This is a genomic window from Dactylosporangium sp. CA-152071 (assembly GCF_050936335.1).
GTDB classification, from domain to species: domain Bacteria; phylum Actinomycetota; class Actinomycetes; order Mycobacteriales; family Micromonosporaceae; genus Dactylosporangium; species Dactylosporangium maewongense.
Genome location: NZ_JBNJMZ010000001.1, coordinates 4,817,800 through 4,843,806 on the forward strand (window position 1 = coordinate 4,817,800; position 26,007 = coordinate 4,843,806).

The 26,007-nt window shown below is 73.0% G+C and carries 19 protein-coding genes; 10 read left to right on the forward strand and 9 right to left on the reverse strand.

The window, feature by feature from the left end:
• Nucleotides 1-14: 14 nt before the first annotated feature.
• Nucleotides 15-1,475 carry an NAD(P)H-quinone dehydrogenase gene (locus tag ACQEVZ_RS21585; RefSeq protein ID WP_433369236.1) on the reverse strand — a complete coding sequence of 487 codons (1,461 nt, stop codon included), beginning with the start codon at nucleotides 1,473-1,475 and terminating at the stop codon, nucleotides 15-17.
• Between the two features lie 107 nt (nucleotides 1,476-1,582).
• On the opposite strand from ACQEVZ_RS21585, the gene ACQEVZ_RS21590 reads away from it, so the two are divergent.
• Nucleotides 1,583-2,038 (forward strand): gamma-glutamylcyclotransferase family protein, encoded by a 456-nt coding sequence (locus ACQEVZ_RS21590; RefSeq protein WP_344503816.1) that lies wholly within the window; start codon nucleotides 1,583-1,585, stop codon nucleotides 2,036-2,038.
• A gap of 6 nt (nucleotides 2,039-2,044) precedes the next feature.
• On the opposite strand, the gene ACQEVZ_RS21595 is transcribed toward ACQEVZ_RS21590, so the two are convergent.
• The 3 genes from ACQEVZ_RS21595 to ACQEVZ_RS21605 form a co-directional block, all read right to left on the reverse strand.
• Nucleotides 2,045-2,992, reverse strand: coding sequence for a GNAT family N-acetyltransferase (locus ACQEVZ_RS21595; RefSeq protein WP_433369239.1), 948 nt, complete (start codon nucleotides 2,990-2,992; stop codon nucleotides 2,045-2,047).
• The gene (locus ACQEVZ_RS21600; protein ID WP_360568486.1) at nucleotides 2,989-3,738 is read right to left on the reverse strand and encodes an SCO6745 family protein; all 750 of its coding nucleotides are present in this window, start codon (nucleotides 3,736-3,738) and stop codon (nucleotides 2,989-2,991) included. Before ACQEVZ_RS21600 ends, ACQEVZ_RS21595 begins: the two co-directional genes overlap by 4 nt.
• Before the next feature lie 70 nt (nucleotides 3,739-3,808).
• Nucleotides 3,809-4,603, reverse strand: a complete 795-nt coding sequence (locus tag ACQEVZ_RS21605; protein WP_433369242.1) for a TolC family protein — start codon at nucleotides 4,601-4,603, stop codon at nucleotides 3,809-3,811.
• Between the two features lie 22 nt (nucleotides 4,604-4,625).
• On the opposite strand from ACQEVZ_RS21605, the gene ACQEVZ_RS21610 reads away from it, so the two are divergent.
• Nucleotides 4,626-5,195, forward strand: a complete 570-nt coding sequence (locus ACQEVZ_RS21610) for a 3'-5' exonuclease (protein WP_433369245.1) — start codon at nucleotides 4,626-4,628, stop codon at nucleotides 5,193-5,195.
• A gap of 12 nt (nucleotides 5,196-5,207) precedes the next feature.
• Here the strand turns inward: ACQEVZ_RS21610 and ACQEVZ_RS21615 are convergent, their stop codons facing one another.
• The gene (locus tag ACQEVZ_RS21615) at nucleotides 5,208-5,834 is read right to left on the reverse strand and encodes an MBL fold metallo-hydrolase (RefSeq protein ID WP_360568482.1); all 627 of its coding nucleotides are present in this window, start codon (nucleotides 5,832-5,834) and stop codon (nucleotides 5,208-5,210) included.
• A gap of 144 nt (nucleotides 5,835-5,978) precedes the next feature.
• Here ACQEVZ_RS21615 and ACQEVZ_RS21620 point away from each other — a divergent pair, with 144 nt between their 5' ends.
• Nucleotides 5,979-7,256, forward strand: a complete 1,278-nt coding sequence (locus ACQEVZ_RS21620; RefSeq protein ID WP_433369249.1) for a DUF4349 domain-containing protein — start codon at nucleotides 5,979-5,981, stop codon at nucleotides 7,254-7,256.
• 17 nt (nucleotides 7,257-7,273) lie between these two features.
• Here ACQEVZ_RS21620 and ACQEVZ_RS21625 read toward each other — a convergent pair whose 3' ends face one another.
• The gene (locus ACQEVZ_RS21625; RefSeq protein ID WP_433369252.1) at nucleotides 7,274-9,508 is read right to left on the reverse strand and encodes a hypothetical protein; all 2,235 of its coding nucleotides are present in this window, start codon (nucleotides 9,506-9,508) and stop codon (nucleotides 7,274-7,276) included.
• 32 nt (nucleotides 9,509-9,540) lie between these two features.
• Nucleotides 9,541-10,824, reverse strand: coding sequence for an amidohydrolase (locus ACQEVZ_RS21630; RefSeq protein ID WP_344503824.1), 1,284 nt, complete (start codon nucleotides 10,822-10,824; stop codon nucleotides 9,541-9,543).
• Nucleotides 10,825-11,482: 658 nt separating this feature from the next.
• Here ACQEVZ_RS21630 and ACQEVZ_RS21635 point away from each other — a divergent pair.
• Nucleotides 11,483-13,423 carry a serine/threonine-protein kinase gene (locus ACQEVZ_RS21635; protein ID WP_433369256.1) on the forward strand — a complete coding sequence of 647 codons (1,941 nt, stop codon included), beginning with the start codon at nucleotides 11,483-11,485 and terminating at the stop codon, nucleotides 13,421-13,423.
• A 520-nt stretch (nucleotides 13,424-13,943) separates the two neighbouring features.
• Entirely contained in the window at nucleotides 13,944-15,542 is a 1,599-nt protein-coding gene (locus tag ACQEVZ_RS21640; RefSeq protein ID WP_433369259.1) for a phospho-sugar mutase, read from the forward strand.
• Here the strand turns inward: ACQEVZ_RS21640 and ACQEVZ_RS21645 are convergent.
• Together ACQEVZ_RS21645 and upp are read right to left on the reverse strand one after the other, a co-directional pair.
• Complete coding sequence (locus ACQEVZ_RS21645; RefSeq protein WP_433369262.1) at nucleotides 15,537-16,697, reverse strand: glycoside hydrolase family 26 protein; 1,161 nt, start codon at nucleotides 16,695-16,697, stop codon at nucleotides 15,537-15,539. The two genes, ACQEVZ_RS21640 and ACQEVZ_RS21645, sit on opposite strands and share 6 nt — an antisense overlap.
• A gap of 90 nt (nucleotides 16,698-16,787) precedes the next feature.
• Nucleotides 16,788-17,420: a uracil phosphoribosyltransferase gene (upp, locus tag ACQEVZ_RS21650; RefSeq protein WP_344503829.1), complete on the reverse strand. Its 633-nt coding sequence runs from the start codon at nucleotides 17,418-17,420 to the stop codon at nucleotides 16,788-16,790.
• A gap of 24 nt (nucleotides 17,421-17,444) precedes the next feature.
• Between upp and deoC the strand changes: the two genes are divergently transcribed.
• The 5 genes from deoC to ACQEVZ_RS21675 all read left to right on the forward strand — a co-directional run bounded on the left by deoC (nucleotide 17,445) and on the right by ACQEVZ_RS21675 (nucleotide 25,779).
• Nucleotides 17,445-18,380, forward strand: a complete 936-nt coding sequence (gene deoC, locus ACQEVZ_RS21655) for a deoxyribose-phosphate aldolase (RefSeq protein WP_344503830.1) — start codon at nucleotides 17,445-17,447, stop codon at nucleotides 18,378-18,380.
• A 4-nt stretch (nucleotides 18,381-18,384) separates the two neighbouring features.
• Entirely contained in the window at nucleotides 18,385-19,815 is a 1,431-nt protein-coding gene (locus ACQEVZ_RS21660; RefSeq protein ID WP_433369267.1) for an aldehyde dehydrogenase family protein, read from the forward strand.
• Complete coding sequence (locus ACQEVZ_RS21665) at nucleotides 19,805-20,680, forward strand: aldehyde dehydrogenase family protein (protein WP_354899107.1); 876 nt, start codon at nucleotides 19,805-19,807, stop codon at nucleotides 20,678-20,680. The genes ACQEVZ_RS21660 and ACQEVZ_RS21665 overlap by 11 nt, the downstream gene beginning before the upstream one ends.
• A gap of 91 nt (nucleotides 20,681-20,771) precedes the next feature.
• On the forward strand, nucleotides 20,772-21,944 hold the full coding sequence (locus ACQEVZ_RS21670; RefSeq protein ID WP_433369271.1) for a DNA primase: 1,173 nt from the start codon (nucleotides 20,772-20,774) through the stop codon (nucleotides 21,942-21,944).
• 235 nt (nucleotides 21,945-22,179) lie between these two features.
• On the forward strand, nucleotides 22,180-25,779 hold the full coding sequence (locus ACQEVZ_RS21675) for a hypothetical protein (RefSeq protein WP_433369274.1): 3,600 nt from the start codon (nucleotides 22,180-22,182) through the stop codon (nucleotides 25,777-25,779).
• Nucleotides 25,780-26,007 lie beyond the last annotated feature (228 nt).

Consider the following 26,007-nt stretch of genomic DNA (forward strand, 5'->3'; position numbering starts at 1 on the left):
ATGGGGAGACGGGGTCAGTCCGAGGCGTGGAGCATGAGCTGGCGGGCGGCCTCGGCGACGGAGCCGGAGATCGACGGGTAGATCGTGATGGTGTGGGCGAGCTGGTCGACGCTCAGATGGTTCTCCACCGCCATGGCGATCGGCATGATCAGCTCGCTGGCCTTGGGGGCGACGACGACGCCGCCGACGACGAGGCCCGACGCGGGGCGGCAGAAGATCTTCACGAACCCGTCGTCGAGGCCGTCCATCTTGGCCCGGGCGTTGCCGGCCAGGGGCAGCATGACCGAGCGGGCCGGGACCCGGCCGCTGTCGATGTCGGACTGGGTGATGCCGACGGAGGCGAGCTCCGGGTCGGTGAACACGTTGGCGGCGACGGTGCGCAGCTTCAGCGGGGCGACCGCCTCGCCGAGGGCGTGCCACATCGCGATCCGGCCCTGCATGGCGGCGACGCTGGCCAGGGGCAGCAGCCCGGTGCAGTCGCCGGCCGCGTAGATGCCCGGCACGTTGGTGCGGGAGACCCGGTCGACGGTGACATAGCCGCCGGGAGCGACCTCGACGCCGTACTCCGTCAGACCGAGCGCGGCCGTCTGCGGCACCGAGCCGACCGCCATCAGGACGTGCGAACCCTCGACCGAACGGCCGTCGGCGAGCTCGACCACGACGCCGCCGTCGACCCGGCGGGCGGCCGCGGCGCGGGAGTTGTTGAGGATCGTCATGCCCCGGGCGCGGAACACCCGCTCGATCGCCATCGCGGCGTCGGGGTCCTCGTGCGGCATGACCCGGTCGCGGCTGGAGACGAGGGTCACGTCGATGCCCATCGCCAGATACGCCGACGCGAACTCCGCGCCGGTCACGCCCGAGCCGACGACGATCAGGTGCTCGGGCAGCTGGGGCAGGTCGTAGACCTGGCGCCAGTCGAGGATGCGCTCGCCGTCCGGCGTCGCGGTCGGCAGCACCCGCGGGGTCGCGCCGGACGCCAGCAGTACCGTTGAGGCCGCGATCACATACGGAGCGTCACTGCCCGTGGGTGTGATCTGCACCGCATGGGTGTGACCCAGCGTGTCCTCACCGAGGCGGGCAGTGCCCGTGACGAACTCGACACCGGCCTTGACGAGCTTCGAGTGGATGTCGCTGGACTGCGCCGCGGCCAGCCGCTTGACCCGCCGGTGCACCGCCGGGCCGTCCACGCGCACGTCGTCGCCGGGCGGCCCCATGACCCCGAACTCCTCGGTGTCCAGGTGCGCGGTGACCACGCTGGAGCTGGCGATGAACGTCTTGGACGGCACGCAGTCGTGCAGCACGCACGCGCCACCAGCACCTTCGGCCTCGATCACGGTGACCTCGGCGCCGAGCTGCGCGGCGACCAGGGCCGCCTCGTAGCCCGCCGGGCCCCCTCCGATGATCACGATCCGGCCCACGAACGCCACCCCTTCCCCGACTCCTGCCGCACATTGTCGCCCGGCGGCATACGCCACTGAGCAGCGACCCAGCCGAACGGCCGCAACGCGCCGACGAGTGGATCCGAATCCGACACGCTCTGCAGTATTCTCTCCCGCACCCCAGCGGGTTTATCGTCATCGCCGTGCGTCATTACGCCGCGTATGGCTCGAACCTGGACCCAGCCCGCATGCGGGCCTACTGTCCGTATTCGCCGATGATCGGCACCGGCTGGCTGGAAGGCTGGCGGCTGACGTTCGCCGGTGAGGATGTCCTCGGCTGGGAGGGCTCGGTCACCACGATCGTCGAGTCGCCCGGCGACCGGGTCTTCGTCGCGCTCTACGACGTCCACCCCAACGACGAGAAGCAGCTCGACGAGGTCGAGGGGCAGCTCGCCGGCACGTACCAGAAGCTGCACCTGCGGGTCGCCACGCTCGACGGCGACGCGACCGCGTGGGTGTACGTCTTCAACGGGTACGAGGGCGGCCTGCCGACCGCGTGGTATCTCGCGGAGATCGCCAACGCGGCCGCGAAGGCCGGCGCGCCCGCGGACTACCTCGAAGCGCTGCGGGCCCGCCCCACCAAGACCGCGATGCCCTAGACCGGCTTACAGGAGGAGCGCCCGCTCGTAGACGTCCGCGGCGAAGACCACCCTCATGCCGACCCCGGTGTAGAGGTGGTAGGCGCCTGTCGGGTTGGTCAGGTCGACGCCGAGCCCGGCGGTGGCCCGCCCCTTCGCCGCGTAGGCCGCGAAGGCGGTGCGCAGCAGCGCGCCGCCGATGCCGGTCTTGCGGTGCCCGCGCAGCACGGCCAGGTTCTTGACCCAGCCCTCGCCGCGCTCGAGGGCCTGGTCGGCGGACTGGAGCACGCCCACGATCTCGCCGCCGGCGAGGGCCACGAACCACTCGTCCCAGCTGATCGACGGCAGGCTGTCGAGCGCCGTCCGCCAGTCCGCGTAGGCCGTCGGCTGGAAGTCGGGCGTGTCGGCGAACGCGGACTCGAGCACCTCGTGGAAGCGCGGCAGCTCGTCGGGGTGCACCGGCCGGATGTCGAACCCTTCGGGAGCCCGCTCGTCGCCGCTGAGCGGGCGGGTCATGCGCGCGTGGCGTTTGACGAACGAGAAGCCGTGCGCCTCCAGTACCGCCACCAGCGCCGTCTCCGAGGCGAGCGTCCCGGCGCGCAGCACACCCCGCTCGAAGCCGTTGCGGCTAGCGCGTTCGGCGGCCCGGACCAGGGCGAGCTCCAGCAGCGGGCCGTAGGCGGGCTCACCGCGGCCGGGCCAGCCGTAGAGCTCCACGTTGTCGCGCGGGCCGCGCTGCGGGTTGTCGACATAGGCCCAGGCGACCGGCTCGCCGTCGGGCCCGGCGGCGAGCCACGTGTCGACCGCGGGGTCCTCCGCGGGGGCCGTGAGCGTCTCCACGATCTCGTCCTCGGACCAGTCCGGCTCGCCGAGCGCGGCGATGTCGCCGGCGCGGGTGATCGCGAGGATCGCCGGCACGTCGCGCAGCGTGCAGCCGCGCACGGTCCAGCCGTCGAGTCCTGGCAGTGCGGTCATACGGGTGTCGCCTCCCGGACGGTGGTCACCGCCGCGTCGAGCAGGTTGACCAGTTCGATGCGCTCCGTGGGTGCGAGCGCGCGGAACGCCTCGCCGGCGATCCGGTCGGTGAGGGCCTCGGCCCAGCTGCGGCGGCGCACCAGCGGCTCGAACGGCGGGAACGGCGGCTGCCAGCCGAACGCCGTCGCGCCCGACTCGCCCTCCGGCCCGGCGATGATCGCCTCCAGGGGGCTCAGCCCGCTGGCGCGGATCGCGAGGAGGTGCGCCGCGCCGCGGTGCTCGCGCAGCAGGTGCGCCAGGACGGCGGCGCGGGCGCCGGGCGAGTCGTCGGGCAGCGGCATCGCCCGCCACGCCGCGAACAGCGGCATGCCCGCCGTCTCGGCGCTGACGACGACCCGCTCGGCGAGCTCGACCAGCTTCGGCAGCGCGTAGAAGCTCTCCAGGTGCTCGCGGCCCCACCGGCAGCACTCGTCGAGGTTGTCCGCGGCGATCTGCTCGGGCGGGGCGACCTTGCGGGCCGCGTCCCAGCCGTCCTGCACCGCGTCGGGCGCGATGAAGCCGAGCGCCGCGGCGACCGTGTCGGCCCGCACGTCGCCGAGGGCGCCGCCGCGTCCGGCGACGTAGAACGCCCAGCCGGTGAGCCCGATCTGCCGAGCCCGGCGCATGGTCTTGGGGTCGTCGCTGAAGGCGCCGCCCAGCATCAGGACGGCCTGCTTCGCCGCCGCTGCCGCCTGCTCGGGAGTCACCCGGCTCATTCTGCCCGCTCGGGTGGATCACAGAGTAGCCACTCGTTCGTGGCGATGCGTCGGGTCGCGTTCAGGACAGGCCCGCGAGGGCGTCCTGTGCGAGTTTCACCCGCTTCTCGGCTGATTTGATGGCTTTCTCCGCTGCGGCGACCGCGCGCTCCGCCTCCGACTTCGCGGTCTCCGCGTCGGTCAGCTGCTGCAGCGCCGTCATCAGCTCGCGGCGGGCCTGCTTGACGACCCGGGCGTGCTCCTCCTCGGCGCGGCGCCGCTCCTCCTCCCGCCGCCGCGCCTCGGCGCGCTGCTCCCGGTCGTCCTGCGTCGGCGTGGACCGTTTCGCGGTGACGGTGCTCAGGCCGGGCTGCTCGTCGCCGCCCTGGACCAGTCGCAGCTGCGGTCGCGGGGTCTCCCCGAATCCCGTGTATTCGAGCGACTTCGTCAGCCGTCCCTCCTGTACCGACGCAGCGGCGGCCGCATCGGCGAGCGCTGCCGCGAGGGTGCCCTCCACCTCGGCCAGGGCCGCTTCGCCGCGGCCGGCGAGCTGCGCGGCCTGCTTGGCGAGGGCGCTGACGGTCGCCCGGCGGCGGGTGGACAGCTCGCGCAGCTCGGCGCCGCGCAGGTCACGCTGGGCCTCGCGGAGCTGCCCGCCCAGCTCCAGCAGCTCCTCGACCAGGTCGGGCCGCTCGTGGGCGAGCAGGTTGACCAGCCACGCGGCGACGGTCGGCTTGCGCAGCGCCCCGATCTCCTTCGCCAGGCGGGTGTCGCGCGCCTTGCGGGCCTTCGCGACCTCCTCGGACCGGATCGCGACGAAATCCTCCGGCGGCGCCGAGTACAGCCTGGCCACCGCGGCGGCGAGCGCATCGTCCACCATCCGATCGTAGGATCAGCGGATGCGCGCGGACGTCTATTTCTCCCTCGATGTCGAGGCCGACGGCCCGATCCCGGGTCCGTACTCGATGGTGAGCGTCGGCCTGGCCGTCGCCGGGCGGTCCGACGGAGAGTTCAGGGCCGCGGACCCGGCCGCCGAGACCTTCTACCGGGAGCTGCGCCCGATCAGCGACGACTTCGTCCCCGAGGCGCTCGCCGTGTCCGGCCTCGACCGGGCGGCGCTGCTGCGCGACGGCGCCGACCCGGCCGCGGCGATGGGCGAGCTCAGCGACTGGGTGACCCGCACGGCAGGCAAGGGGCGGCCGGTGATCGTGGCCTATCCGGCCGTGTTCGACTGGATGTTCCTCTACTGGTACCTGCTGCGCTTCACCGGCAGCAGCGTCTTCGGCCACTCCGGCTGCCTGGACATCAAGACGCTCTACGCGGTCCGCGCGGGCGTCCCGATCGGCGCGGCCGTGAAGAGCCGCATGCCGGCCCACCTGCTGTCGAAGCGCCGGCACACCCACCACGCGCTCGACGACGCGATCGAGCAGGCGGAGCTCTTCGCCAACCTCATGGTCTGGAAGCCCTGAAGCGCTGAAGCCCTAGATCGACGTGCCGGGTTCGAGTCTGGTGTACCGGGTGCCGGACAGCCTCGTCATGTGCCCGGTGACCATCTGCTGGCCGGCGTCCACGAGCAGGCTGTCGTGCAGCGCGTAGGCCCGCTCCGGCGCGACCGCCCGGGTGAAGTCGATCGCCTCGGCGAGCTTCAGCCACGGCGCCGACACCGGCACGAAGAGCGTCGCGATCCGCTCGTCGGGCACGTGGAACGCGTCGCCCGGGTGGTACAGCGGGCCGTCGGGCGTGTCGATCACGAAGCCGATGTTGGCGATCCGGGGGATGTCGGGGTGGATGACGGCGTGCCGCCCGCCGTGCGCGCGGACCGTCATCCCGGCCGCGACGAACGTGTCACCCGGCTCGACCGCGTAGATGTCGGCGTCGAGGTCGCTCAGCTGCGCCTCGACGTCGGCGTGGGTGTGCACGGTCAGCTCGGGCCGCTTCAGGGCCCGTAGCGCGTCGATGTCGACGTGGTCCATGTGCTCGTGGGTGATGAGCACGGCGTCGGCGCCGTCGAGGGCCTCCGCCTCGGTGAAGACGCCCGGGTCGATCACCAGCACCCCGCCGTCGTGCTCGATCCGCAGGCAGGCATGGGTGAACTTGGTGATGAGCATCGGTCCGTCTCCCGTCGGTCTCCGTGCTTTGTCGTTGCTTCGCTGTGTCACAACCGTGACTGTCCGCCCGGGAACCGGAGCGGCGCCCGGCTGCGTCCCAGGGTGCAGTTCGATCCTTCCGATCGACCCTACCCAGGAGGCGTCATGTCAGTCAGGCGCACCAGACTGTTCCTCACGGCGGCGGGTGCCGCGCTACTCGTCGCGGTGAGCGGCTGCGCGGCCGACAAGAGCGACTCCGCCAGCACGAGCTCGGCGGACCGCGCGGTCGCACCCGCGGCCGGCGGCATGGCGCAGGAGGGCGGCGGGCCCGGCGCCGGCCCCGCGAAGCAGCCCGTCCAGGACCCCAACGCCAACAAGGCCCCCGACAACATCGACGTCGAGGACCGTTCGATCATCTACGCCGGCACGATGACCGTCCGCGTCGACAACGTCGACGACGCGGCCGCGAAGGCGATCGCCCTCGCCACCGCGGCGGGCGGCTTCGTCGGCGGCGACAACCGGCGCAGCGACGACCGACGCTCCACGGGCACGCTGGTCCTGCGCGTCCCGGCGCCGAAGTTCACCACGACGCTGGAGCAGCTCAAGGAGCTCGGCGACGAGGAGAGCCGCACCGTCAACGCGCAGGACGTGACCGACCAGGTCGTGGACGTCCAGGCGCGGCTGGACAACGCCTCGGCGAGCGTCGACCGCATCCGCGCGCTCCTGGCGAAGGCGACCACGATCGGCGAGATCACGTCGCTGGAGTCGGAGCTGTCGCGCCGCCTGTCCGACCTGGAGTCCCTGCAGGCCCGCAAGCGCAAGCTCGACGGGCTGACCGCGCTGTCCACCATCACGCTGCAGCTGCTCGGGCCCGAGGCGGCGATCACCCGCGACAAGGACGAGATCGGGATCGTGGCGGGCTTCAAGGAGGGCATGAAGGCGTTCCTGGCCTCGCTGCAGGTCGCGCTGACGGTGCTGGGCTGGCTGGCGCCGTGGGTCCTGCTGCTGGGGGTGCCGCTGTACCTGCTGGTGCGGCTGGTCCGCCGGTTCCGTCCGAAGCGGCCGGCGCTCGCGCTCGCCCAGCAGGGTGGCCCGCTGCCGGGCTGGAGCCCGCCGGCGCCGGCGTTCCCGGTCGCGCCGCGGCCGGCGCCTGGGCCCGCCGCCTCCGCCTCCGGGGCGCCCGGTGGCGCGGTCGTGACGGGTCGTGGTCCGGTCTCCGCGCCGCCCGCCGCCGGTCCCGTGCCCGCGCCGCGCGCCGCCAGCCCTGTCACCGCGACGCCGGCCGCCGGTCCTGATTCGGTGTCGCCCGCCGCCGGTCCCGTGTCCGGGCCGCCTGCGGCTGGTGCCTCCTCTGGCGCGGAGTCCGGGTCGCCGTCAGGGTCGCCGGTGCCGCCGTTCCCGGCGCTGTCGAAGCGGGACGAGGACGACCCGAAGGACAGCTGAACGTCCTTCGCCAGGTCTCAGGACGCGGACACCGGCGGGTTGGCGACCGTCGGTGTCTCGTCCGGGCCCTCCGACAGGACCGCGACGAGCCCGGTGACCGCGGCGCCGAAGGCGGGGCGCAACTGGTAGCCGGAGTGGCCGTCGACCTTGGGGAACACCGTGTCACCCGCGGCGATGTCGAATCCCGGCGGGTCGGCCAGCCGCACATCCCGTGCGGTGGGCGACTGCACCGGGCCGCCGATCGGATCGGTGTCCCGCCAGAGGTTGACCCAACGGGGGCTGTGCTGACCCGCATCGAGGACGCCATCCTCCGCGCGGGCCAGCACCGCGCCGATCCGTCCCAGCACCGCGTCGTTGACGTAGGCGGGGAAGAACCTCGCGTACAGGCGGCGCAGCGGCGAACCGTAGGTCAGCAGCGTGGTCCTCGCCTGCGCCTCCGGGGGCAGCTGCAGGACGGTCGCGGCGGCCAGGACGCTGCCCTGGCTGTGCCCGGACAGGATGACCCCGCCCTGCTCGGCGGCGAGCCACCCGGCGCGGCGGGCGAGCTCCGGCACGACCCGCTCGGCGTAGCAGGGCGGCGCGAGAGGGTGCGCGGACCGGGGCCAGAACGTGCCGAGGTCCCAGAGCACGCCGACGATCCGGCGGAAGCGCTGATACCGGTACGCCAGCACACCGATGAACACGAGCGCGAACGCGGCCAGGCCGATGAGGTAGGTGCCCAGGTTGACGACGGCCGACATCACCTCGGCGGCCACGGACCCTGAGTCCGCGAGCCGGATCGGCCGCCGTCCGAGCAGCGCGAACCCGGTCGCGACGACCGCGGCCGCGGCGGTCGGGACGAACACCCAGACGAGCATGCGGCCGACGTGGTCGGTGACGAGGGCGTCGGCGACGGCGGTGTCGATGTGCCTCGCCCGCTCCGGGTCGCGCTGCCGCCCGCCGCGGAAGTCGGCGTCGGTGACGACACGGGCGTACCGGCGCAGGCGGCGCACCAGCGGCATACCCATGACCAGCCCGACGAGCACCGCCAGCACGAGCAGCAGGACGAAGCCGGCGGCGGCCCACTCGTACGCGGGCGGCGGCTCCAGCAGCAAGGGGGTCTCGGCGTAGTCGGCGGTGGTGGCGAGGGCGCGCCGGTTGAGCAGGTCGGCGACCCGGTAGGCCATGGCGGCCGCGAACGCGGCGGCGACACCGAGGCCGGTGCTCGCGATCAACGGCCCCGCGAGCCCCTGCAGGAACGTGCCCCGTGGCCGCGTCGCGAGGACGACCCCGCCGAGCACGAGCATGAGCAGGACCTGCACGGCGAAGAGCACGGTGACGGTGCCGCTGAACACCGGCATCCGGCCGCTCGCCTGCCACGGGTCGCGTCCGAGGCAGCTGTACGCGAGGACGAGGCCGGTCAGCACGACCGCGGCGTGGCTCATGACCCTGGTGAACGGCTTCGCCCAGCGGGCGGGCGCGTCGCGGTGCACGACGGCGGTCAGGGTCACCGCGACGAACGCCGCCAGCAGGATCACCGCGGTCGCGGCGGCGAGGGCGTAGCCGGCCGGGTGCCGGTCGTGCGGCACGAGGACCCCGAGCAGCACCGCGTCGAGGGTGCCGAACGCGACCGCGATGTGCAGCGACCGGAGCCGGCCGACGAGGGGCCGGCCGTTCCAGAAGCACGGGTGGGCCAGCCCGTCGCCGTCGCCGTCGGTCGTGACCGGGAACGCCTCGTAGCGGGCCCAGGTGCGCCGGCCGAGAAACCACAGGAACGCGATCGCGAGGGCCGGGACCAGGGCGGTGACCGCGAGCCGGCGGCTGGTCGTCAGGTCGACGAGGACGGCCAGGTAGCCGCGGCCCTCCAGGCACCGGGCCTGGGCCGCGCACTGCCAGCCGACGAGGTCCATCGAGATCTCGATGAACGACAGCACGAACGACGCGGTCATGGTCAGCGCGAAGACGCGGGTCAGGGCGCGGATCGTCGCCCTGGCCCGGACGCCGACGTCGGGGCGCAGCCAGATGGCCACGTTGGCGAGCATGAACGGCAGCAGGAGCAGCCAGAGCGCGCGGGCGGCGGCGCCGGCGGTGAGGTTGCCCCAGCGGTACGCCTCCAGCGTCACGCCACCCGGGCCGGTGACCGCGCCGTACTCCGCGCGGGGACGGAAGAACCCGGCCTCGGTGTCGCCCGCGACCCGCCGCAGCAGCGGCCTGTCGAGGACGTCCTCGGCCGGGGTACCGGTGACGCCGTGCACCCGCAATTCGGTGACCACGGCCTATGGCTACCGCTTGCGGGCCGCTGTGTCTAGAAGGCTCCCGCCCCGAGTGCGGCCAGTGCGGTGTGGACCATGACGCGGACGCCGTAGCCGATCGAGCGCTCGTCGACGTCGAACGCCGACTGGTGGATGTCGAACTTCTGGTCCGACCCCGGCACGCCGACGCCGAGACGGATCATCGAGCCGGGGACCTCGTCCAGGTAGAACGCGAAGTCCTCGCCGCCCATGCTGATCTCGGCCTCGACGACCCGGTCCGGGCCGAGGGCCGCGCCGGCGGCACCGGCGACGACCGCGGTGGCGAGCCGGTCGTTGACGACGGGCGGCACGCCGCGGGTGTACTTGACCTCGACGTCGGCGCCGGTGGGCGCGATGACGTCGTGGACGAGCTTGGTGACCAGCTCCGGCACGTCGCGCCAGGCGTCGCGGCTGAGCACGCGGATGGTGCCGCGGGCGACGCCCTCGATCGGGATCGCGTTGGCCGCCTCGCCGGCCCGCACGGCGCCCCACACCATGGAGACCCCGGCGCGGGCGTCGAGCTTGCGGTCCAGCAGCGACGGCACGTCGACGAGGATCCGGCCGAGCGCGTGGACGAGGTCGGCGGTCAGGTGCGGCCGGGCGGTGTGCCCGCCGCGGCCGGTGAGCCGGACCTCGATCTTGTCGGCGGCGGCGGTGAACGGGCCGGAGCGGACCCCGACCAGCCCGACCGGCAGCTGCGGCGCGCAGTGCAGGGCGTAGATCGCGGCGACGTCCTTCAGACCGCCGGCGGCGATGACCTCGGGCGCGCCGCCCGGCATGGTCTCCTCGGCCGGCTGGAAGAGCAGCCGCACGCGGCCGGGCAGCTCGTCGCGCTCGGCGAGCTGCGCCAGGGCGAGGCCGACGCCGAGCAGGATCGTGGTGTGCACGTCGTGGCCGCAGGCGTGGCAGACGTTGTCGACGGTGGAGCGGTAGGGCACGTCCTTGGTGTCGGGCAGCGGCAGCGCGTCGAGGTCGGCGCGCAGCGCGATGACCCGGTCGCCATAGCCGATGTCGCACATGACGCCGTTGCCCTTGGGCAGCATGCGGGGCGAAAGACCGGCGCGGGTCAGCTCGCGGGCGACGAGGGCCGCCGTCTCGAACTCCTGGCCGGAGAGCTCCGGATGCGCGTGAATGTGACGTCGGACGGCTACGAGCTCGGCACCCCGGGAGGTGAGCCAGCGGTCGAGCTGACCGGGCAACGGATCGGCCCCGGGTGGAGTCTCGGGCCAGGACGACGTCAACTTGCTGACCCGGGCCGCCGCGGCGGCTGGATCGGGCAGCGTCAGCGCTCTCGTCACGGTGAGTTCTCTATTTCGGTCTAAAGGAGCGGCCCGCCCCATGCGTGCCACGGACAGACTAACTGGGTCAAGGTGACGGAGCGCAACATCATTCTCGTGATGCTGGGATAGCTGAGCGTCACTTGATTGGAACTGGAGGCGTAAAGATGCTGGCCTCGTCGGAAGTGAGCGTTCCGCTTCAGCCAAGAACCCCTCACCTCCTACAACGGGTGACAGGCGCCACGGTCACGTGGTGTCGCGAGTAACTTTTCGCTTCGGTGCCGCGTCCAGCGTTGCCACAGATCAACGCACAGTGACGGAAGACGTCGCAGAGTGGCATGAACCAAGGGGCCGGCGCCGCACCGCGCGTCCGTCCAACCCCTCTGATCGGCAGGCGCACCCGAAAGTCCAGGGAAACGTAGTCCCCCGATGTTCCAGATGCGTTTCTGTCCCTTGCGTAGACGCTCCTCCGTCCCCTTCGGGTTCCCAGAATTCGAAGATTCAACCCAACCGTTTCAGCAGCGCGACATGATCAACACGGAGCGTTGCTCTCAGGTCACGGTCCGGTGAAGGGGAGGACCCCACCTTTCTTAACTGGCGAGCAGCACGCAAGATAGGGGGTGACCGCGGTCGTACAGCGAGAAAGTCATCTCCCCTCCATGACGACGGTTTACTGCCTGTGACTCAGCTCCCGACGTGGCACGGCGAGCCTCTGCCACCCACCGGCGCCCTGGCCTCCGCCGGAGCCGGGCGTGATCCTGCGCGCGGCCCCGAGCAGCGGGAGCCCCGCGAGCCCGGCTCCACGAGCATGCCCGTGCCCGGGCAGCGCGCCGCCCCGGGCGTGGTGATCGGTGGGCGCTATGCGCTGCGCACCGCCATCGGTCACGGCGGCATGGGCACCGTCTGGCGCGCCAGCGACACGGTGCTGCGCCGTGACGTGGCGGTCAAAGAGGTGATCCTGCCGCCCAACATGGCACCCAGCGACCGCGACTCGATGTATCAGCGGACGCTGCGCGAGGCCCGCGCGGCGGCGGCGCTGTCGCACCCGGCCGTCGTCCAGGTGTATGACGTCGTCACCGAGGCCGGCCGCCCATGGATCGTCATGGAGCTGCTCCAGGCCCGCAGCCTCGCCGAGATGATCGTCGAGGACGGCCCCCTCGCCGCCCGTGCGGTCGCCAAGATCGGCATCGCGCTGCTCGGCGCGCTCGAGGTCGCCCACGCCGCCGGCGTGCTGCACCGCGACGTCAAGCCGGCCAACGTGCTCATCGCCGGCGACGGCCGCTGCGTGCTCACCGACTTCGGCGTGGCCCGCATGCCCACCGACAGCGAGCTGACCACGCCCGGCATGGTGCTCGGCTCGCCGCACTTCATCTCCCCCGAGCGGGCGATCGGTGCCAAGTTCGGCCCGCCGAGCGACCTGTTCTCCCTCGGCGTGACGCTGTACACGGCCGTCGAGGGCCGTCCGCCGTTCGACCGGCGCGACCCCTTCGAGACGATGCGCGCGGTCGTCGAGGAGCCGCCGGCCCAGGCGGTCCGCGCCGGCCCGCTCGCCGGCGTGCTCTATGGCCTGCTGGAGAAGGATCCCGCCCGCCGGTGGAACGTGGAGACCGCCCGCGCGGTCCTGCGCGACCTGCTCGCGGGTCCCCTGGCCAGCAACGCGCCGGCCCACATGACCGACCCCTATGCGGTGGTCCGGCCCACGCACCAGCCGACGGTCGTGACCCCGCAGCACACCCCGACCGGCCAGATCGGCGGCCGGGCCATGATGGCTCCCGGCGAGACGGTCAGCGGCGCCCTGCGGCGCATGCACTCCGGCGGCGGTGCCCCCACCCAGGGCGGCGCGCAGCACGAGGCCGAGCTGGAGCGCACCGACGCCAGCCGCTTCGCGGCCTACCAGGACGGCCCGCTCGGCACGACCGACTGGACCCAGGCCCCCGCCGAGCCGCCCAAGCAGCCCGGCACCGACCTCAAGCGCATCGTCACCCAGGCACCGACCTGGGCGAAGATCACCGTCGCCGCGGGCGTCGTGCTCGTCCTGATCCTGGTGGTCTCGATGTCCGGGCTCTTCTCCGGCGGCGGCTCCGGCGACCAGACCGGCAAGGGTCCGACCACCGCGTCGAGCGGCCCGGCCAAGCCCCTGCTGGACGTCGAGGCCTTCTCCCACCCCGGCGGCATCACGGTCAACGTCCCGAAGGGCTGGACGCGGAAGGAGCTGGGCGCCGCGACCGCGCCCTACTTCGACATCACCGACCCGGCCGACCCCAACCGCCGCATCCGCGTCAACATCGAGAAGGCGTCCAACACGCCGCGCGCCTTCCTGCAGAGCGCGGAGAACCGGCTGAAGAACACCCCGGCCAGCTGCGCCGCGCCGTACAACCACGTCGACATGACCGACAACAAGCTCGACGGCCACGACGCGGCGGTCCTGGAGTACACCTGCGGCTCCGGCGACCAGCAACGCCACGCCCTGTGGAACGCCGTCGTCCTCGGCGGCAAGAGCTACCACTTCTTCGTGACCGTGCCCGAGGCCAAGTTCGCCGAGAGCAAGGTCATCTTCGACGAGATGGTCCACTCCTTCAAGCTGGCGGCCGCGTCCCCGGGCTCCTCCACCGGCCAGTAACCGAAGCGGGCGCCGCCTCCACTTTCCCGGAGGCGGCCGCCCGGTCCGGTTCCCCTTCGCCCGCCCTTCCCCGGCCGGGGCCAGCCGGGCGAGCTTCGTCCTGATCTTCTTCCGCGGACCACGCGTGCCTCAGGAACCCGCACTTACCACGCGCACTTTTTCCAAGGACCCGGGCATACCGCACACGCTTCTCCGCCATGCGCGCTGGCCCGCCGGCCCCACTTCCCACAGGCGCCCCACGAAGTCCACTGCCCACCGACCGCCGCCATCATGATCGAAGGCCGAATCCGGCCGCTCGCACGGCCGGGACTGTCCTTGGATCACGGTGGTGACGGATGCGGTGCCGATGAGGGCGGAGGGCGACCACCGGATGCGGCGCGGACGCGCCGCTTGGTCTGCCACGCGTCTCGGCGCGGGCAGTGCGTCGCGGAGCGGCGCATTGGGGCCGCGGGTGAGAATCCCCGCCGGGACCCGCCGCGACAGCGGTGGGGCGGCAGCCACAGCGTGCTAAGAACGACGGATGAGTGATCTGCGCGCCGAAGCGGAGGCCTGGCTGGCCGACGACCCCGATCCTGAGGGGCGGGAGGAGCTGCGGGCGGTGCTCGACGACGAGCGCGAGCTGCGGGAGCGGTTCGCGGGGCCGTTGACGTTCGGGACGGCGGGGCTGCGGGGGCCGTTGCGGGCGGGGCCCAACGGCATGAACCTCGCCGTGGTCCGCGGGGCGGCGGCGGGGCTGGTGCGCTGGCTGGCGGAAACGGGGGCTGAGGGGCCGCTCGTCGTCGGGTACGACGCCCGCCACGGCTCGAAGGCGTTCGCCGAGGAGACCGCCAGGGTGGCGACGGGCGCCGGGCGGCGGGCGCTGGTGCTGCCCGGGCCGCTGCCGACGCCGGTGCTCGCGTTCGCGGTGCGGCACCTGAAGGCGGCGGCCGGGGTCATGGTGACCGCGAGCCACAACCCGCCGCAGGACAACGGCTACAAGGTGTACCTGGGCGACGGGTCGCAGATCGTGCCGCCCGCGGACAAGGAGATCGAGCGGGCGATCCGGGGCGTCGGGCCGCTGCTGGACGTGCCGCTGGGCGACCCGGGCGAGACGCTGGGTGAGGACGTCGTCGACGCGTACGTGGACGGGGCGCTGCGGACCGTCGACCCTGAGGTGCCCAGGGACCTCGTCGTGGCGTACACGCCGATGCACGGCGTCGGGAAGGACGTCTTCGTCAGGGCGGTCGTCGAGGCCGGCCACCAGACGCCCGCGATCGTCCGGGAGCAGGCCGAGCCCGATCCCGACTTCCCGACCGTGGCGTTCCCCAACCCGGAGGAGCCGGGCGCGACCGATCTGCTGCTGGCGCTCGCCGACGACGTGGACGCGGACATCGCGATCGCGAACGACCCGGACGCGGACCGGTGCGCCGTGGCGTACAAGGACGGAAACGGCTGGCGGCTGCTGCGGGGCGACGAGGTGGGGGTGCTGCTCGCCGACCACCTGATCCGCCGTGGCGTCAAGGGCCGGTACGCGACCACGATCGTCAGCTCCAGCCTGCTGTCGCGCATGTGCGAGGCGCACGGGCTCCCCTACGGCGAGACGCTCACCGGCTTCAAGTGGATCGTCAGGGCCGGCGACGACCTGGTCTACGGGTATGAGGAGGCGCTGGGGTACTGCGTGGCGCCCACCCACGTCCGCGACAAGGACGGGATCACCGCCGCGCTGCTGGTGTGCGAGCTGGCCGCGGGGCTGAAGTCCGAGTTCAAGCACCTCGGCGACCGCCTCGACGAGCTGGCGCTGCGGCACGGCGTCCACGCGACGGACCAGCTGAGCGTCCGCGTCGACGACCTCGCCGACATCGCGGCGGCGATGGCCACGATCCGGCTGAAGCCGCCGGCGGCGCTGCTCGACGAGCCGGTCCACGCGGTCGAGGACCTGCTGCCGGACGCCGACGTGCTGATCGTGCGGGCTGGCACGACGCGGGTGGTGGTGCGGCCGTCGGGGACGGAGCCGAAGCTGAAGGCGTACCTGGAGGTGGTCGTCCCGGTGACGGGCGGCGACATCAGGGCCGCCCGCGAGACGGCCCGGGCGTCGCTGGCCGCCCTGCGGACCGAGACCGCCGCCGCGCTGGGGCTATAGCGTCACCGAGAAGACCGTCGACGAGGCCAGCTTCTGGAACTCCTGCAGGGCCGCCTGGGAGCTGTCCGGCCGCGTGTCGCCCTTGGGGGCGTTCGGCGAGTCGAAGTAGACGAGGGCCTTGATCGCGGGGAACCGTCCGAGCTGCTGGCGGACCGTCGAGTAGATCCAGGCCTTCTGCGCGGAGTCGGCGGCGTGTTCGTACACACCCCACTCGGCGATCATGAGCGGCTTGTTGCCGTGGGTGCGGGTGACCCAGGTGTAGAAGCCGGGCCACCTCGCCGGATCGGAGGTGCGGTCGACCAGGTAGGCGAAGTCGCCGTGGCCGTAGCCGCCGGGCTTGGCGAAGAGGTACGGGTCCATGCCGACCCAGTCGACGACGTCGTCCCCCGGGTACAGGTCGCCGAACCACGGCTGCACGCACCACGGCTCGTACGCCATGTAGACCATGACGAAGACGACGTTGGTGACGCCGGCGGCGCGCAGGCGCTGGACGGTGTGCCGGAACATGGCGGCGTAGTCGCGGGCGGTCATGCCGCCGCCGGCGCGCACGTCGTTCTCCGGCTCGTGGTGCAGGGCGACGAACAGCTTGCCCGGAAACGCCTTCAGCCTGGCGGCGGCGCGGTCGATGCGGGCGTCCTGCCCGCCGGCGGCGACGTCGGCCCAGGTGGTGCCCCAGGCGACCTTCCAGTTGGCGAAGAGGATCCGTTTGCGTGACTGCTGCACCACGGCGATCTCGTCCGCGGTCGGCCAGACCTCGTCGCCGCGGTGGTAGGAGTGCAGGATGTCGGCGGGGCGGCCGGTGGTGCGTTCGAAGTTGGCGAGGGCCTTCGACGACGACAGGTCGGTGAAGGCGCCGGGCGCGACGCCCCACAGCAGGCCGCAGCCGGGCACCAGCTTGGCGCTGAGCGCGCAGCGGTTGGCTTCGGCGGCCTTCGACGCGGGCGGCTTGCTCGAAGGCGCCGGCGTGCCCGGCGAGGACGGCACCGCGCCGAGGCCGGCCTTGTCGGCGTTTTGCGGCGTCTGTACTGATGCCGCCCGCGGCTCGGGTCGCCTGGCGGCCGTGGCGGCGAGCGCGCCGGAGCCGACGAGGACCCCGACCGTGACGGCGACGGCGAGGACTGGATGGGTGCGCAGGAACGAGCGTCGGTGCTTCATCGCCGGTCACCGTAGGCCGACGCTCAGCTCCTGGGGCAATGCCTGACCAGCGGGAATCCCCCGATCCGGCGACGAGACTTAAGGCGCGCCTCAGAAACGGGGCATGCCGCCGAACTGCCGGTCGCCCGCGTCGCCGAGGCCCGGGACGATGTACATCCGCTCGTTGAGCTTCTCGTCGATCGCGGCGGTGACGAGCCGGATCGGCAGCCCCGAGTCGGCGAGCCGCTCGATGCCGGCGGGCGCGGCGAGGACGCACAGGACGGTGATGTCGGTCGCACCCCGGTCGACGAGCAGCCGCACGCAGTGCTCCAGGGAGCCGCCGGTGGCGAGCATCGGGTCGAGGACGAGCACCGGGATCCCCTTGAGGTCACCGGGCAGCGACTCCATGTAGGCACGCGGCTCGAAGGTCTCCTCGTCGCGGGCCAGCCCGACGAACCCCATCGACGACTCGGGCAGCAGGGCGAGGGCCGAGTCGGCCATGCCGAGGCCGGCCCGCAGGACCGGCACCAGCAGCGGCGGGTTGGCCAGGCGGGTGCCCTCGGCCACCGCGACCGGGGTCTGCACCGGGAACTGCTCGGTGGCGAACGACCTGGCGGCCTCATACACCAGCATCGTGGTGAGCTCGTGCAACGCGGCACGGAACTGGCCGTTGTCGGTCCGTTCGTCACGCATCGCGGTCAGTCGCGACTTGGCCAGAGGGTGATCCACCACGAGTACGTCCACAGGGACTGAGCTTAGACTCAGGCCATGACCCTCACCGCCGAGGTCGCGCGCTCAGAAGGCGCTCTGCGGACCTTCCTGCACGGTTTGCCCGGTGTCGACCAGGTCGGCGCGGAGCAACGCGCCGCCATGTTGGGCACCCGGTCGATCAAGACGACGGCGAAGGCGCAGGCGCTGGACCTGGCGATCCGCATGGTGGACCTGACCACCCTCGAAGGCTCCGACACCCCCGGCAAGGTCCGGGCGCTGTGCGCGAAGGCGGTCCGGCCCGACCCGGCCGACCCGACGTGCCCCAGCGCCGCCGCGATCTGCGTGTACCCGTCGATGATCGCCGTCGCCGCCGAGGCGCTGCGCGGCAGCGGGGTGCACCTGGCGAGCGTCGCGACCGCGTTCCCGTCGGGGCAGGCGCCGCTGGAGGTCAAGCTCGCCGACACCCGCGCCGCGGTCGCCGACGGCGCCGACGAGATCGACATGGTGATCAAGCGGGGCGCGTTCCTCGCCGGGCGTTACGCGGAGGTCCACGACGAGATCGTGGCGATCAAGGAGGCGTGCGGCGACGCGCACCTCAAGGTCATCCTGGAGACCGGTGAGCTGGCGACGCTCGACAACGTGCGGCGCGCCTCCTGGCTGGCGATGCTGGCCGGCGCCGACTTCATCAAGACCTCGACCGGCAAGATCCAGCCGGCCGCGACGATGCCGGTGACGCTGGTCATGCTGGAGGCCGTCCGCGACTTCCGGGCCGCGACCGGCCGGACCATCGGCGTGAAGCCCGCCGGCGGCATCCGCACCGCCAAGGACGCGATCAAGTACCTGGTCATGGTCAACGAGACCGCCGGCCCCGACTGGCTGGACCCCGACCTGTTCCGCTTCGGCGCCTCCACGCTGCTCAACGACCTGCTCATGCAGCGCACCAAGCTCGCCACCGGCCACTACTCGGGCCCCGACTACTTCACCTTGGACTAGGGCGATGGACTTTCAGTACGCACCCGCGCCGGAGTCACGCTCGGTCGTCGACATCCGGTCCTCCTACGGCCTGTTCATCAACGGCGCCTTCGTCGACGGGCGGGGTGAGTCGTTCAAATCGATCAACCCGGCCACCGAGGAGGCCCTGGCCGACATCGCCACCGCCTCCTCGGAGGATGTCGACGCTGCGGTACGGGCCGCGCGCCACGCCTTCGACACCGTCTGGGGCCCGATGCCCGGGCGGGAGCGCGCCAAGTACCTGTTCCGCATCGCCCGGATCGTCCAGGAGCGGGCCCGGGAGCTGGCCGTGCTCGAGTCGATCGACAACGGCAAGCCGATCCGGGAGTCCCGCGACGTCGACGTCCCCCTCGTCGCGGCCCACTTCTTCTACTACGCCGGCTGGGCCGACAAGCTGCCCTACGCCGGGTTCGGCCCCGACCCGCGGCCGCTGGGCGTCGCCGCTCAGGTCATCCCGTGGAACTTTCCGTTGTTGATGTTGGCGTGGAAGATCGCGCCGGCGCTCGCCGCGGGCAACACGGTCGTGCTGAAGCCGGCCGAGACGACGCCGCTGACGGCGCTGCTCTTCGCCGAGATCTGCCAGCAGGCGGACCTGCCGCCGGGCGTGGTCAACATCGTCACCGGCGCCGGCGACACCGGCCGGCTGCTCGTCGAGCACGACGGCGTCGACAAGGTGGCCTTCACCGGCTCGACCGAGGTCGGCCGGGCCATCGCCCGGGCCGTCGCCGGCACCCGCAAGCGGCTCACCCTGGAGCTCGGCGGCAAGGCCGCCAACATCGTCTTCGACGACGCGGCCGTCGACCAGGCGGTCGAGGGCGTCGTCAACGGCATCTTCTTCAACCAGGGGCACGTCTGCTGCGCCGGCTCCCGGCTGCTGCTGCAGGAGTCGATCGCCGACGGGTTCCTCGACGCGCTGAAGCGGCGGATGGCCCAGCTGCGGGTCGGCGACCCGCTGGACAAGAACACCGACGTCGGCGCGATCAACTCCTCCGCGCAGCTGGCCCGCATCCGGCAGCTGTCGCAGATCGGCGAGGACGAGGGCGCTGCCCGGTGGTCCGCGCCCTGTGAGCTGCCCGACCGCGGCTTCTGGTTCGCCCCGACGATCTTCACCGGCGTCACGCAGGCGCACCGGATCGCCCGCGAGGAGATCTTCGGTCCCGTCCTGTCGGTGCTGACGTTCCGTACCCCGGACGAGGCCGTCGAGAAGGCCAACAACACGCCATACGGGCTGTCCGCCGGGGTGTGGACCGAGAAGGGGTCGCGCATCCTGCACGTCGCGGACCGGCTCCGGGCCGGCGTGGTGTGGGCCAACACGTTCAACAAGTTCGACCCGACGTCACCCTTCGGCGGCTACAAGGAGTCCGGCTACGGCCGCGAGGGCGGCCGTCACGGGCTGGAGGCCTACCTTGAGCACTGAGTCACCGGCGCGTCTCGCCGTCCGTAAGACGTACAAGCTCTACATCGGCGGCGCGTTCCCCCGCAGCGAGTCCGGGAGGTCCTACCAGGTGCACTCCGCCTCCGGCGACTTCCTCGCCAACGCCGCGCTCGGCTCCCGCAAGGACGCCCGCGACGCGGTCAAGGCCGCCCGCGCGGCGGCCGGCAAGTGGTCCGGCGCGACCGCCTACAACCGCGGCCAGATCCTGTACCGGGTCGCCGAGATGCTCGAAGGCCGCCACGACCAGTTCGTGAGCGAGGTGAAGGCGGCCGAGGGCGGGTCGCGCAAGGAGGCCGCCGCGCAGGTGGACGCCGCGATCGACCGCTGGGTCTGGTACGCGGGCTGGTCGGACAAGCTCGCACAGGTCCACGGCGGCGCCAACCCGGTCGCCGGGCCGTACTTCAACCTGTCCGCGCCGGAGCCGACCGGCGTCGTCGCCGTCGTCGCGCCCGCCGCGTCGTCGCTGCTGGGCCTGGTCAGCGTGATCGCGCCGGCGATCGTGACCGGCAACACCGTCGTGGTGATCGCCTCGACCGACCGGCCGCTGCCGGCGGTCACGCTCACCGAGGTCCTCGCCACCTCGGACCTGCCCGGCGGGGTCGTCAACGTGCTCACCGGGAAGGTCGCCGAGATCGCGCCGTGGCTGGCGGCCCACATGGACGTGAACGCCGTCGATCTCACGGGTGTGACGGACGCCACCCTCGCGAAGGAATTGGAAGTCGCGGCGGCGGAAAACCTGAAACGGGTGATCCGACCTGCGGACCCGGACTGGACGGCCGATCCGGGGGTGTCCCGCATGGTGGCTCTCCTGGAGATCAAGACGGTCTGGCACCCCAAGGGGGTCTGACCGTCGCCAACCGGGCACACTAGGGTGTTTGTGCGCGAGGCCATCTCAGTGAGCAGTGTGCCCGCACGCCGAGCCGACTACGGAGGTCACAGTGGCCCGCCAGTCTTCCCGTCCGTCCTCATCACGTCCGGCGTCGTCGCGCCCAGCGGCAGCGAAGAAGAGCACGCCGGCGCCCGCCGTCACCGAGCCTGAGATCTCGGACACGACCGAGACGGCCGACGTCATCGACGACGTCGACGCGGTCGAGGCCATCGAGGCCACCGAGGACGACGAGGTCGAGGCGCTGTCCGACGACGACTCCGACGACTCCGACGACGCCGACTTCGACGAGGAGGAGGGCGGCAAGGAGCGCTCCGCGCAGGCCGACGCGATGTGGGAGGACGTCAACGTCCAGCCCGTCGAGATCGCGCTGCCGAAGGGCGTGGGCTACACGCTGCGGGCCTACCGGCTGTCGACCGAGCTGACGCCGACCGAGCTGGACGAGGAGGAGGACGACTTCGCGATCCTCCACCGCCGCGAGGCGGACGTCGACGAGGACGAGGTCATCATCCTCGACGAGAACGCGGAGCTGTTCGAGGAGGAGCCCGCGCCGGCCGCCTCGCTCGCCAAGAAGAAGGCCAAGGACGGCTCGGACGCCGACGACGAGGACGACGTCCTCGCAAAGGACAAGTCTGACGATTCGGACGAAGATGAGGACGAGGACGACGAGACCGACGAGGCCGACGTCATCGCCGACGAGGCTTCCGAGGAAGAGGACGACGAGGACGAGGAGGAGCCCGAGGAGGTTCCCGCGTTCCTCGGCCACCGCGGCAAGCTGCTGCTCTTCCGCAGCGTCGAGGGGCTCGTCGAGTTCGTGAAGTCCGACGCGGAGCACGACCTGCGCCAGCTCGACACCTGGGACAGCCTGCAGACCCGGATCACCGCCTCGTCGGTGGTGCCGAAGGACGAGGACCGCTACGAGCTGGACCTCGTCGTGGAGAACCTCCGCGGCGGCCAGGACGCGTGGGACGGCGACCTGCTGATCGCGGCCGGCGAGGTCGCCCGTGACCTCGCGTATTCGCTCCGGCTCGAGCCCGTCCGCACCGCCCTCTCCCCGGGCTCCCCGCTCGACGACCTCGACGAAGCCCTGCGTGCGGCGGCCGGCGGCGGCGTCAGCGGCTTCTTCGCCAAGCGGCGGCTCAAGAAAATCGGGGCACAACAGGCAGCGCTCGGCTGGCGGACGATTATTGGCAAGATTTCTGCCGCCACGGACTGGCGTGATTGATTTGTGACCGACAGGATCTAAGCCGTGAGCATCTTGGCGCGGCGGGCGAGACCCGGCCTTTGACCGGACGGGTGGCGGCGGTGCGCGACGATCAGCCGAGAACGGCATTCAACCGAAACGGCTGATCGCGTCACCCGCCCGCAACCTGTTTAGTAGAGGTCGTTCAGTTTGACCTGCGGTAACACACGGCGGGGCGCCGGGACACGTCCCCGCCGACGTGGTGAAAGCTCAACTGATGTCCCGAGAGGAGGACGACGCGGTGGCGCTCGTTCGGGTGTACTGCGGTCTGGCGTCGGCTGATCTCGCCGAGCCGCAGTCAAGCTCCGAAATCTGGTTGACCGTCGCGGTCGTCGACGACGCCGGCCGGCTCATCGACATCTGCGAGGTGAGCGACGACGCCGGCGGCTACGCCGAGCTCAGCGCGCTGCTCGCGCAACGCTCCGGCGGCCAGTCCGCTGTCGCGGTCGCGGCCGAGAGCGACGATCACGTCGTCACCCAGCTGCTCACCGCCGCCGGGCGCAACCTCGCCTTCACCGACGACGACTCGGCCGACGACTACGCCGAGCGCTTCGCCGACGACGAGTCGCCGGAGGAGATCCAGTCCAACGCCGCCGAGCGCCGCGCCGTGGGCCTCGCCCGCGCGCTGCAGGCCGGCGTGCTCTCCGCCGTCGGGCAGTCCCCGCCGCGCGACATGCTGCCGCTCAAGCCGGTCCTCGCCGCGCACGCCGCGGTCGTGGCCGGCCGCCAGAGCGCCGCGGCGACGCTGCGCGAGGTGCTCCGCGAGCTGTACCCGGCCGCGCTGCGGGCCTACCCGGACCCCGCCGAGGCCATCCCGCTGGCGATCCTCGACGCGCTGCCGGAGCCCGGCATCCTCGGCGGCGGCGCCGCCGGCCGTAACCGCGACGCCCAGGTCGCCAACGATCTCGCCGCGAGCGGCGTCGCCGACGCCGACACGCTCGGCGAGGCCATCACCGCGCTGCGGGTCGCGATCGCCGAGACCCCCCGCCGCACCGGCGTCAACCGGGCGCTCACCGCCGCGGTCGCCGAGACCATCCGCCAGTCCGTCGCCGCCGTCCGCGCCTGCGACGCCGCGGCCGCCTCGCTCGTCGGTGTCCTCGCCGACAAGATGAGCCCGTCGCGCCTGCCCGGCCGCCAGCGCACCGGCTCGCCGCTGACCCCGGTCGTGCCGCTGCGCAGCACGCCGGCCGCGCCCGCCGGGCCGCTCTCCGGGCCCCCCGCCGCCGGCTCGCACGGCGCCGTCGCCGCCGTCGGGCAGGACGCCGCGCCGACCCGCACCCGGGTCGCCGCGCGGGCCGCCGAGGCCGCCCGCGCCGCCGAGTCGATCGCCGCCAAGGCCGCGCCGGCCGCGTTCGGCGCCCAGCCCGCGACGACCGGCCGCACCAACGCCGCACAGGCGACCGGCGGCCGCCGCCGCGCCCAGACCGCACCCGCGCAGGCCCAGCCGCCCGCCGTCTCCGCGCCGCCGGCCGCGTCCGTGCCCTCCGCCCCGCCGTCGGCCCCCGGGTATCAGCCCGCGGCCGCGTCGTTCGGGCAGCCGGTGCCGTCGGCCCCGCCGTCGGTGACCTCGACGCCGCCCGGCTTCGGCCAGCAGGTCCCCTCCGCGCCGCCCGCCGTCACGTCGACCCCGCCCGGCTTCGGGCAGCAGGTCGCGTCGGCCCCGCCGGCCTACGGGCAGCCCGTCACCTCCACGCCGCCCGGCTTCAGCGTCGCGGCGCCGCAGGGGGTCACGTCGACGCCGCCCGCGTACGGTGTGCCGTCCACTCCTCCCGCGTACGGCGTGCCCTCGACGCCGCCCGCCTACGGGGTCCCGTCGGCGCCGCCGTCGACCGGGGTCACGTCGACGCCTCCGGCGTACGGGGTCACCTCGACGCCTCCGGCGTACGGGGTCACGTCGACGCCGCCCGGTTACCAGCCGCCGGCCGCGCCGCCCGGCTACACGCCGACCTTCCCGGGCGCGTTCGAGAGCCCGGGCACCGGGGCGCCGACGCCGCCGTACCAGCCGGCCGCCTACCAGCCGCCGACGCCGACCTACGCGCCCGCACCGCCGATCCCGCCGACGTACCAGCAGCAGCCGGTCCCGGCGTCGATGCAGTCGATCCCGGTCCCGCTGCAGCCGGCGCCGCCGCAGCCAGTGCCGGTCGCGCCCCTGCCCGTCGCGCCCGCCCCGGTCGCGCCGCCGCCGGTCGCCCCGGCCCCGGTGATCCCGCCGCCGGCCGCGAGCGAGCAGCCCACGTTCGCGTCGCTCATGCCGACGCCGCCGCCGGGCATCGCCCCGCTGCTGGCCGACACCGGCTTCGACTTCACCCGCCCCTCCTCCGCGCCGCCGGCGGCGGCCGCTCAGGAGAGCGACAGCGGCTCGATCCGGCTCAGCGACCTCAGCGCGCTCGGCGAGCCGCCGACGATGGACCCCGGCACGCCCGCGCCCGGCTCGCGGAGCGGCTGGCCGCTGGGCGGCCCGGTCACCAGCGACGCGTTCGACGGTGACCCGCTGAACATGACGACCTCGGCGTTCGCGACGGAGAGCACGCCGCCCGCGTCGTCCTTCTCCTCCGATCTGAGCAGCCTGCCGCGGCTGAGCGACATCCCGAGGCCGCCGGCCGAACTGGAGGCCGAGGAGGACTTCGGCCGCCGCTCCTCGCGCGGCTCGCGCGCCGAGCGGTCTGAGCACTCCGAGCTGCTGAACCGCTCGGAGCTGAGCCGGTCCGAGCGCAACAGGGCCGACCGCAACCGCTCCGACCGGGACCCGCTCAACCGCTCCGACCTGTCGGCCTCCACGGACGTCGAGGCCGAGGCCGCGGCGGAGCAGACGCGTGGGCGGCGCGCCAGTCGTACCGACGACGAAACGACCGCCGGAAGGACGGAAGGCCGCAGGTCGGCGCGGGCCGAGGAGGCCGCCGCCGCCACGCCTCGCGCCTCCCGCACGGAGATCCCCCGCTCGGAGCGGGCGCGGACGGAGATCCCGCGGTCCGAGCGGGCCCGCACCGAGATCCCCCGCAGCGAGCGCTCCCGGACCGAGCGCCCCGTCGAGCTGCCCCGCCAGCGCGAGGGTCGCGTCCCGCCCCCGTGGCAGACCGGCGACCTGCCGGCCGAGCCGGCCGGGCTGCGCCTGGTCGAGCCGGCCCCCGTGCCGGACCCGGCGCTCACCGGCTACTCCGACGAGCTCAGCGGGGAGTACAGCGGCGAGTTCCGCTTCGAGCCGCCCGCGCTGCGCCTCGTCGAGGACCGGCCCGCCGCCGAACGGGCCACGGCCCGCAGCAACGGCACCGGTGCCGGCCGCAGCCGCCGCGCCGCGGCCGCCGAGGCATCCGCGCTGGCTTCGGGTCCGGCTCCGGCCTCGACCTCGAAGTCCGACGAGGCGGACGGTGACCTGTTGATATTCGCCGCGGCACGCTCCGCGTGGTTCACCGACTGGGACGCCGACAGCGAGTCGGAGGCCGCCGCCGAGCGCCCCGCGGTCAGCTGGGAGAACCAGAACGACTCCGCCTGGCGCGCCGCCGAGCAGGCCAGCCAGCCGAAGCTGGGCGACGAGACGTCCACCGGCCTGCCGCGGCGCGTGCCGCAGCAGAACCTGGTGCCCGGCGCCCCCGTCAACTCCCCCGAGCGCCCGCTCCGCATCGTCCGCGACGCGGCGCAGATCGCGGCGCACACCACCGGTTACTTCCGCGGGTGGCGCCGGGGCCAGGAGGTCGGCGGCTTCTCCGTCGGCGGCCGCCCGGGCCGCGAGGCGGCAGGCGGCTGGGACTTCAGCCGCGAACGCGAGGCCAGCCGCGAATACCAGGAGCGCGAGTTCGAGTACCGCTCAGCCCGCCGCTGACCCTCTACCGGCAATCAGGGCCGCCCGTCTTTCGGGCGGCCCTTTGCTTTGCCCAGCTTCGTCGCTGTACGTGACGCCCTGGTGATCGAGCGTCGACTTCACGGGGTGCCGCTGGCGCCGGGCCGCGGCCAGCCGGGAGAATTGGGGGTCTCAGATGGACTGTGAGCCTTCGATCCCCGCTGAGGAGGTCTGGGTGTGACTTGCGGGGCGCACGGGCGTCTCAGAGCA

Bases quoted from the DNA above. Each gene is read 5' to 3' on its own strand.
- ACQEVZ_RS21640 (WP_433369259.1), top strand. From the start codon at position 13,944: ATGAGTGATCTGCGCGCCGAAGCGGAGGCCTGGCTGGCCGACGACCCC.
- ACQEVZ_RS21645 (WP_433369262.1), bottom strand. From the start codon at position 16,697: ATGAAGCACCGACGCTCGTTCCTGCGCACCCATCCAGTCCTCGCCGTC.
- ACQEVZ_RS21615 (WP_360568482.1), bottom strand. From the start codon at position 5,834: ATGCTCATCACCAAGTTCACCCATGCCTGCCTGCGGATCGAGCACGAC.
- ACQEVZ_RS21620 (WP_433369249.1), top strand. From the start codon at position 5,979: ATGTCAGTCAGGCGCACCAGACTGTTCCTCACGGCGGCGGGTGCCGCG.
- ACQEVZ_RS21595 (WP_433369239.1), bottom strand. From the start codon at position 2,992: ATGACCGCACTGCCAGGACTCGACGGCTGGACCGTGCGCGGCTGCACG.
- ACQEVZ_RS21660 (WP_433369267.1), top strand. From the start codon at position 18,385: ATGGACTTTCAGTACGCACCCGCGCCGGAGTCACGCTCGGTCGTCGAC.
- ACQEVZ_RS21675 (WP_433369274.1), top strand. From the start codon at position 22,180: ATGTCCCGAGAGGAGGACGACGCGGTGGCGCTCGTTCGGGTGTACTGC.
- ACQEVZ_RS21610 (WP_433369245.1), top strand. From the start codon at position 4,626: ATGCGCGCGGACGTCTATTTCTCCCTCGATGTCGAGGCCGACGGCCCG.
- deoC (WP_344503830.1), top strand. From the start codon at position 17,445: ATGACCCTCACCGCCGAGGTCGCGCGCTCAGAAGGCGCTCTGCGGACC.